Origin of the sequence: Bradyrhizobium sp. B097 (assembly GCF_038957035.1) — a bacterium.
Classification (GTDB): domain Bacteria; phylum Pseudomonadota; class Alphaproteobacteria; order Rhizobiales; family Xanthobacteraceae; genus Bradyrhizobium.
In genome coordinates this window covers 1,098,830-1,107,500 of the sequence record NZ_CP152412.1, presented here as the reverse complement: position 1 = coordinate 1,107,500, position 8,671 = coordinate 1,098,830, and the positions used below count along the sequence as shown (strand labels likewise).

The 8,671-nt window shown below is 61.9% G+C and carries 4 protein-coding genes, 2 tRNA genes and 1 rRNA gene; 3 read left to right on the top strand and 4 right to left on the bottom strand.

Annotated elements, in window-relative coordinates; translation table 11 throughout:
- Nucleotides 1-30 precede the first annotated feature (30 nt).
- From AAFG07_RS05030 to AAFG07_RS05020, 3 genes are all read right to left on the bottom strand, one after another.
- Nucleotides 31-106, bottom strand: a tRNA-Ala gene (locus AAFG07_RS05030).
- Nucleotides 107-141: 35 nt separating this feature from the next.
- Nucleotides 142-218: transfer RNA gene (locus AAFG07_RS05025), tRNA-Ile, on the bottom strand.
- A gap of 210 nt (nt 219-428) precedes the next feature.
- Nucleotides 429-1,919 (bottom strand): 16S ribosomal RNA (locus AAFG07_RS05020).
- Nucleotides 1,920-2,945: 1,026 nt separating this feature from the next.
- On the opposite strand from AAFG07_RS05020, the gene AAFG07_RS05015 reads away from it, so the two are divergent.
- The 3 genes from AAFG07_RS05015 to AAFG07_RS05005 all read left to right on the top strand — a co-directional run bounded on the left by AAFG07_RS05015 (nt 2,946) and on the right by AAFG07_RS05005 (nt 5,919).
- On the top strand, nt 2,946-5,009 hold the full coding sequence (locus AAFG07_RS05015; protein WP_342726275.1) for a M23 family metallopeptidase: 2,064 nt from the start codon (nt 2,946-2,948) through the stop codon (nt 5,007-5,009).
- A 185-nt stretch (nt 5,010-5,194) separates the two neighbouring features.
- Nucleotides 5,195-5,557: an SPW repeat protein gene (locus AAFG07_RS05010; protein ID WP_342729054.1), complete on the top strand. Its 363-nt coding sequence runs from the start codon at nt 5,195-5,197 to the stop codon at nt 5,555-5,557.
- Between the two features lie 95 nt (nt 5,558-5,652).
- Nucleotides 5,653-5,919 (top strand): hypothetical protein, encoded by a 267-nt coding sequence (locus AAFG07_RS05005; protein WP_342726274.1) that lies wholly within the window; start codon nt 5,653-5,655, stop codon nt 5,917-5,919.
- A 59-nt stretch (nt 5,920-5,978) separates the two neighbouring features.
- Here the strand turns inward: AAFG07_RS05005 and clpB are convergent, their stop codons facing one another.
- Nucleotides 5,979-8,624, bottom strand: a complete 2,646-nt coding sequence (gene clpB, locus AAFG07_RS05000) for an ATP-dependent chaperone ClpB (protein WP_342726273.1) — start codon at nt 8,622-8,624, stop codon at nt 5,979-5,981.
- Nucleotides 8,625-8,671 lie beyond the last annotated feature (47 nt).

The window sequence follows — 8,671 nt, the reverse complement described above, 5'->3', positions numbered from 1 at the left end:
CAAGGCGCATTGTCGAGCTTCAATTCCATCTGGTGGAGCCAGACGGGATCGAACCGACGACCTCATGCTTGCAAAGCACGCGCTCTCCCAGCTGAGCTATGGCCCCGTACCAGAAGACGAATGCTCCGCACTCGATCAAAATGGTGGGCCTGGGAAGACTTGAACTTCCGACCTCACGCTTATCAAGCGCGCGCTCTAACCAACTGAGCTACAAGCCCCTAACACGAGAGACATGCCGGCGCGCACCCGACGCGAAGTCGGTGCGTCGCACAGCGCTCAGCCCCTGGCGCGTGTTCGTCCGCGAAGAAAGAGAAACGAAGACGGCGAAATCCCGCCAATGGAGCTCAACAATCCTGAAACTGTTGGCCCCTGAATGTTTCTAAAACGGTTCGATAGTGAGCGTGAGCTCGCTGAAGAACCATCCTTAGAAAGGAGGTGATCCAGCCGCAGGTTCCCCTACGGCTACCTTGTTACGACTTCACCCCAGTCGCTGACCCTACCGTGGCCGGCTGCCTCCCTTGCGGGTTAGCGCACCGTCTTCAGGTAAAACCAACTCCCATGGTGTGACGGGCGGTGTGTACAAGGCCCGGGAACGTATTCACCGTGGCGTGCTGATCCACGATTACTAGCGATTCCAACTTCATGGGCTCGAGTTGCAGAGCCCAATCCGAACTGAGACGGCTTTTTGAGATTTGCGAAGGGTCGCCCCTTAGCATCCCATTGTCACCGCCATTGTAGCACGTGTGTAGCCCAGCCCGTAAGGGCCATGAGGACTTGACGTCATCCCCACCTTCCTCGCGGCTTATCACCGGCAGTCTCCTTAGAGTGCTCAACTAAATGGTAGCAACTAAGGACGGGGGTTGCGCTCGTTGCGGGACTTAACCCAACATCTCACGACACGAGCTGACGACAGCCATGCAGCACCTGTCTCCGGTCCAGCCGAACTGAAGAACTCCGTCTCTGGAGTCCGCGACCGGGATGTCAAGGGCTGGTAAGGTTCTGCGCGTTGCGTCGAATTAAACCACATGCTCCACCGCTTGTGCGGGCCCCCGTCAATTCCTTTGAGTTTTAATCTTGCGACCGTACTCCCCAGGCGGAATGCTTAAAGCGTTAGCTGCGCCACTAGTGAGTAAACCCACTAACGGCTGGCATTCATCGTTTACGGCGTGGACTACCAGGGTATCTAATCCTGTTTGCTCCCCACGCTTTCGTGCCTCAGCGTCAGTATCGGGCCAGTGAGCCGCCTTCGCCACTGGTGTTCTTGCGAATATCTACGAATTTCACCTCTACACTCGCAGTTCCACTCACCTCTCCCGAACTCAAGATCTTCAGTATCAAAGGCAGTTCTGGAGTTGAGCTCCAGGATTTCACCCCTGACTTAAAGACCCGCCTACGCACCCTTTACGCCCAGTGATTCCGAGCAACGCTAGCCCCCTTCGTATTACCGCGGCTGCTGGCACGAAGTTAGCCGGGGCTTATTCTTGCGGTACCGTCATTATCTTCCCGCACAAAAGAGCTTTACAACCCTAGGGCCTTCATCACTCACGCGGCATGGCTGGATCAGGCTTGCGCCCATTGTCCAATATTCCCCACTGCTGCCTCCCGTAGGAGTTTGGGCCGTGTCTCAGTCCCAATGTGGCTGATCATCCTCTCAGACCAGCTACTGATCGTCGCCTTGGTGAGCCATTACCTCACCAACTAGCTAATCAGACGCGGGCCGATCTTTCGGCGATAAATCTTTCCCCGTAAGGGCTTATCCGGTATTAGCACAAGTTTCCCTGTGTTGTTCCGAACCAAAAGGTACGTTCCCACGCGTTACTCACCCGTCTGCCGCTGACATATTGCTATGCCCGCTCGACTTGCATGTGTTAAGCCTGCCGCCAGCGTTCGCTCTGAGCCAGGATCAAACTCTCAAGTTGGACTTGAACTTTGAACCGGCTGATCACAACGTTTGACGAGGTCCCACCATTCTTCGCCGACCAAAGTCTGCGAGCTGCCCACGATTCACATCGCTGGCAACGATGGTGTAACCTTTAAACGTGTACCGCCGAAGTCTTTCGTCCACCCTCAGAAAGTCAAAAGCCGAAGCTTTCAAGTATTCCGAGAGACGCAAGGACTCCGCCGTCCACGTTTCTCTTTCTTCATCTTCACTTGTCAAACAGCCCGGGATCCGATGACCCCACACCCTTAGAGGGTGGTTCTACCCTTCAGCGACGAACAGTGAACCTCAACCGATTTATGTCGGCTGCTGTGTCACTCATCGAAGTGAGGAGCATCAGTGGCGCGTTCGCTCGCCTTGGTCAGTGACCCGGCGGCGCCGCGCTCAGTGGTTGGTTTATAGTCCCCACCCCTCGGGATTGTCAACGACCATTGTCAACAAATCGTCGCACGCCCAAATCGTGTGTGCAGTGCGAAAAAGCTCTCGTATTTTCCGTGGCTTAGGTCGGAGGTAAAAATTCGCAACCCAACGCGCGTCGCAAAAAACTTTAAAAAAAGTTTGTCGCCGAAGGGCTCGTGAGACCCTCCGGAACGGGTTCCCCAGCCCTCCGGAACGGGTTCCCCGGCGCCCCAGACCGGGCGGCGGCATCGACCTGCTTCAGGAAACTTTTCCACCTTAAATGCCGCACTTGAGCCACAATCCTGCGACGTTCTGGCTATATGACATGCAGTGAACCGCTCGAAACCTGTGGGGGCTCGGGTGGTTCTTCAGGGGGACCAGGCGATTTTCTCCAAGAACCCGTCGCCTCTTCCCTTCGCGGCCGAGCAACATCGAGAGATCTGCACACCATTGACGTTCGAGAGTGCGGCTAGCTAATGGCCATCGTCTTCTCGACTTCGATGCGTGTGGCTCGCCACACTGCCGAGATTCCTCTTCAGGGGATTGAGGTGGGGACGAGGACGAGCAGAGGTCGATCGCTGTTGCTGGAATTTGGGGGGATATCGGGTTGAGCCAACGGGCGTCACGCGGAAGCGGCATTGGGCGCGAGACCGGGATGATCGATCTCGGTCACGAACCGCCGCTTTCAGTCGACGGCACCGAGGCTGCGGTGATCGATCGCCGCCGTGTCTCCGTACAATGGTTCAGCGGCACCATTCTGACTGGTTTATGTGGCGCGGCCCTGATCGGCGGCGCCGTTTTTGCGTCGCTTGATGGCGAGATGACGTTTGCCAAGGTGCCGGAGCGCGTCGAAGGCGCGCTGCGCGGCGCCTTCACCGGCAATGATCGCGTCGTCAGCCTGCACAAGGGCGACCGTCTGCCGCCGCCGAGCGAATCCTCCGCCTCCCGCAGCCTGGTGCGCGTGTCGACCGTGACCCGCGTCGGCAATCGCGACGTGATGCGGGTGCGGCCCTTCATCCGGATTTCCGGCAATCTCTCGATGACCACGAGCGATCTGTCGTCCAAGATTCCGGCGTTCAACGCGCAGCGTCTGTTGACCGATGTCGGCTCCGACACGCCGGCGGCGGCCGAGGATCCGAATGCGGCCGACGCCGCCGAGCCCGACGCCGAGGTCTCTTTCGTCACCAAGGATCTCGGATCCGTGCTGCCGAAAGCCAAGCTCGCCGCGGTTGTCGCACTCGACGACGTGCTGATGCGGGTCCGCGACGCCGCCAATTGGCGCGGCTCCGGCGGCTCGGTGCGCTACGCATCGCTCGCCAATGCCGCGGCCGATGCCACCGGCGCCGGCCCCGATATCAGGATGGCCTACGCCACCGAGGGCAACACCTCCGACCCCTATGCAGGCTTCGAGACCCGCGTGGTGCCGGAGAACGTCACCCTGCTGCCGAAGACCAAGGAGCAGGTCACCGGCGGCAATCCGGTCGGTGAACGGGTTCACCTCGTCAAGAAGGGCGACAGCATCACCTCGATTCTGCGGGATCAGGGCGCAACGCCCGACGAGGCGAAGGCGATTGCCGCAACGCTCGGCCCGCGAGGCCGCGACGGCGGGCTGAAGGAAGGCCAGAAGGTGCGGATCCTGATGGCGCCGTCAGCACCGGGCGCCCGGCTGCAACCCTATCGGGTGATCGTCGCCAACGACTCCGTCGTCGAAGCCGTCGCCGCGCTGTCCGATATCGGCAAATACGTTGCGGTCGACGTGCAGAGCATGAACACCACGACCGATACCGCCGATAATTCCAGCGACGATGAAGAGGATGATGGCAGCGGCGTGCGGCTCTATCAGAGCATTTACGAGACCGCCTTGCGCAACAAGGTGCCGCCGACCGTCATCGACGATATGGTCAAGATCTACTCCTATGACGTCGATTTCCAGCGCAAGGTCCAGCCGGGCGACTCGTTCGACGTGTTCTATGCCGGCGAGGACGAGGGCGTCACCAGCACCGAAAAGACCGAAGTGCTCTACGCCGCGCTGACCGTCGGCGGCGAAACCAAGAAATACTACCGCTTCCAGAGCTCCGACGACGGGGTCGTCGACTACTACGACGAGACCGGCAAGAGCGCGAAGAAGTTCCTGGTCCGCAAGCCGGTCAACAACGCGATCATGCGTTCGGGCTTCGGCGGCCGCCGCCATCCGATCCTCGGCTACGTGAAGATGCACACCGGCGTCGACTGGGCCACCGCCTACGGCACGCCGATCTTTGCCTCCGGCAACGGCATGCTCGAGAAGGTCGGGTACGAGGGCGGTTACGGCAAATATATCCGCATCAAGCACTCCAACGGTTACGAGACGGCCTACGGCCACATGTCGGCCTTCGCCAAGGGCATGGAGATCGGCAAGAAGGTGCGGCAGGGCCAGGTGATCGGCTTCGTCGGCTCGACCGGCCAGTCGACCGGCCCGCACGTCCACTACGAAATCCTGGTCAACGGCCGATTCGTCGATCCGATGCGCGTGAAACTGCCGCGTGGCCGCTCGCTCGAGGGCCCGATGCTGGCGGGCTTCGAGAAGGCGCGCGACGGGATCGAAGCCCAGATGTCCAGCCGCGGCAGCTCGCGCATCGTCTCGGATGCCACCGGCAGCGCGCCGCTGACCCGGTCCATCAGCAACCGCTGATGATGCAAAAGGCCGGCCCGTCCGGCCCCGCGTAGATCCCATGAAACGCTGCAGACGCAGATCAGATGCGATGCCGTTTGCAGGCCGTCACGCCGCCAGCTTCAACAAATTTCGCGCCCCAGGATGGGAACCCGAACGGCGGTCAACCAGTTGATTCGGCAGTAAAACCTCCAATGGAGGGTGTCATGGAGAACTGGACGAACGCAAAACTGTGCGACGTCGCAAACCTGATCCTCGGCGCGATTCTCTTCCTCTCGCCGTGGCTGTTCAAGTTCGACGCCGGAACGGTTTCCACCAACGCCCACATCGTCGGCCTCGTGATGGCGGTCCTTGCGATCGCCGCGCTCGCGGCATTTGCGGTCTGGGAGGAATGGCTGAACCTCATCGTCGGGCTTTGGGCAATGGTCTCGCCCTGGGTCCTCGGGTTCCAGGCAATGACCACCGCGACGACCGTGCACGTGGTGATCGGCATTGCCGTCGCGGCCCTTGCCGCGATCGAACTCTGGGCGATGTCCCAGCATCCGCCCCGGCTCACAACGCACAGCTGAGGCCTTGAACCGATGCGTCCCTACCCGCTGGCGCGGATCGCCGGCGGGCGGGGATTTGGTCGTGCCCAACGAAGATATGCACAAGGATCTGCGCCATGACCCAGCTCACCCGCGACGATGTGCTGAAGGCCGTCGGCCACGCCGACGATGTCACCATCGCCAGGATCATCGCATCCGGCGCCACGATCACCGAGCTTGCCGAAGCCCAGGCCTGGCTCGCCAATGACGAGCCGCTGATGAACGCCGGCAGGCCGCTGGCCACCGGCCGCACCCGCGAGCTGGTCGATATTCTGTCCGAACTCGAACCCGCCGATGACGACGAGCCCGCTCAGCTTAGTCCACCGATCGTTCCGCAGGACTAGCCTGGACAACGAAGCCCTCCCCGCGACCGCGGGGAGGGCTTTTGCATGCGCGTGTCAGTTCAGCTTGCGCTTCGAGACCGGGCATCGAACTGCACGATCTCGGCGGTGTTGGGCACCTGACCGTTGAAGGTCAGCACGTTGCCCTTCTCCGAGATCACGACGCGATCGCCGTCCTTGACCTCGCCGGCGAGGATCATCTCGGCCAGCGGGTCCTGCACGCTGCGCTGGATCACCCGCTTCAGCGGGCGGGCGCCGTAAGCCGGATCCCAGCCCTTCTCCGCGAGCCAATTCCGCGCCTTCGCGTCGAGCGTGAGCTCGATCTTGCGATCCTCGAGCAGCTTGGTCAGCCGCGCGAACTGGATCTCGACGATGCGGCCCATCTCGTTCCGCTGCAGTCGGTGGAACAGGATGATCTCGTCGATGCGGTTCAGGAATTCCGGCCTGAAATGCGCCCGCACGACGCCCATCACCTGATCGCGAACCGCCGCGGTGTCCTCGCCCTCCGGCTGATTCACCAGGAATTCCGAACCGAGGTTCGAAGTCATGATGATCAGCGTGTTGCGGAAGTCGACGGTGCGGCCCTGACCATCGGTCAGGCGGCCGTCATCGAGCACCTGCAACAGCACGTTGAAGACGTCGGGATGCGCCTTCTCGATCTCGTCGAACAGCACGACCTGGTAGGGCCGGCGCCGCACCGCTTCGGTCAGTGCACCACCCTCGTCGTAGCCGACATAGCCGGGAGGTGCGCCGATCAGCCGCGAGACCGAGTGCTTCTCCATGTATTCGGACATGTCGAGGCGGACCATCGCGGTCTCGTCGTTGAACAGGTCAGCGGCGAGCGCCTTGGTCAGCTCGGTCTTGCCGACGCCGGTGGGACCTAAGAACATGAACGAGCCGGTCGGCCGGTTCGGATCCTGCAGGCCCGCGCGGGCGCGGCGCACGGCGGTTGCCACCGCACGCACGGCTTCGGCCTGGCCGACGACGCGCTTGGCGAGTGCGTCCTCCATTTTCAGGAGCTTGTCCTTTTCGCCCTCGAGCATCTTGTCGACCGGCACGCCGGTCCAGCGCGAGACGACCTGCGCGATGTGGTTGGCGGTGACCGCCTCCTCCATCATCTCGCCGCCGTTCTGCTTGCCGCTTTCAGCTGCCTCGATGTCGGCGAGCTTCCTTTCCAGCTCGGGGATCCGGCCGTAAGCCAGTTCGCCCGCCTTCTGGAATTCGCCGCGACGCTGCGCATTGGCAAGCTCGACGCGGAGCGCATCGAGTTCGCTCTTCAGCTTCTGGGCGTTGGAGAGCTTGTTCTTCTCCACGCTCCAGCGCGCCGTCAGCGCCGCCGACCTCTCCTCGAGCCCGGCGAGCTCCCTCTCCAGGGTCTGCAAGCGGCTCTTCGAGCCGGCATCGTTCTCCTTCTTCAGCGCCTCCTGCTCGATCTTCAGCCGGATGATGTCGCGATCCAGCGAATCGAGCTCTTCCGGCTTGGAATCGACCTGCATCTTCAGCCGCGCCGCCGCCTCGTCCATCAGATCGATGGCCTTGTCGGGCAGGAAGCGGTCGGTGATGTAGCGATTCGACAGCGTGGTCGCGGCCACCAACGCGGAGTCGGTGATGCGCACGCCGTGGTGCTGCTCGTACTTGTCCTTCAAGCCGCGCAGGATCGAGATGGTGTCCTCGACAGTCGGCTCGCTGACATAGATCGGCTGGAACCGGCGGGCCAGCGCGGCATCCTTCTCGACATGCTTGCGGTACTCGTCGAGCGTGGTCGCACCGATACAGTGCAGCTCACCGCGCGCAAGCGCAGGCTTCAGCAGGTTGGACGCGTCCATCGCGCCGTCGGTCTTGCCGGCGCCGATCAGGGTGTGCATCTCGTCGATGAACAGGATGATGCCGCCCTCGGCGGACGAGACCTCCTGCAGGACGGACTTCAGCCGCTCCTCGAACTCGCCGCGATATTTCGCGCCGGCGATCAAGGCGCCCATGTCGAGCGACAGCAGCTTCTTGTCCTTCAGGCTCTCCGGCACATCGCCGTTGAGGATGCGCAGTGCCAGCCCCTCGACGATCGCGGTCTTGCCGACGCCGGGTTCACCGATCAGGACGGGATTGTTCTTGGTTCGCCGCGACAGCACCTGGATGGTGCGGCGGATTTCCTCGTCACGGCCGATCACCGGGTCGAGCTTGCCGTCACGCGCAGCCTGGGTCAGGTCGCGGGCATATTTCTTCAGCGCGTCGTAGGCGTTTTCAGCCGTTGCGGAATCAGCGGTGCGGCCCTTGCGCAGCGCTTCGATCGCCGCATTCAGGTTCTGCGCCGTGACGCCGCCCTTGCTCAGGATGGAGGCCGCCTCGCTGCCCTTCTCGAGCGTGAGCCCGAGCAGCAGCCGCTCCACCGTGACATAGCTGTCGCCGGTCTTGTCGGCGGCCTTTTCGGCCGCATCGAAGGCGCGCGCCAGCTCCGGCGACAGGTAGACCTGTCCGGCACCATTGCCTGAGACCTTCGGCAGCTTGTCCAGCGCCTCTTCGGTCGCCTTCAGGATTGCTCTGGAATTGCCGCCAGCACGGTCGATCAGACCGCCGGCGAGCCCCTCATTGTCGTCCAGCAGCACCTTCAACAGATGCAACGGAGAGAACTGCTGGTGACCGTCACGCATTGCGAGCGACTGGGCAGACTGGATGAATCCGCGCGAGCGCTCGGTGTACTTCTCAATGTTCATTCGTTTTCCCTCGGCCTGCCGTCACCACCCATTCAGGCATGGTTCCG

Excerpts from the sequence above, each read along its gene's own strand:
- AAFG07_RS05010 (WP_342729054.1), top strand. The coding sequence starts at position 5,195 with ATGGAGAACTGGACGAACGCAAAACTGTGCGACGTCGCAAACCTGATC.
- AAFG07_RS05005 (WP_342726274.1), top strand. The coding sequence starts at position 5,653 with ATGACCCAGCTCACCCGCGACGATGTGCTGAAGGCCGTCGGCCACGCC.
- clpB (WP_342726273.1), bottom strand. The coding sequence starts at position 8,624 with ATGAACATTGAGAAGTACACCGAGCGCTCGCGCGGATTCATCCAGTCT.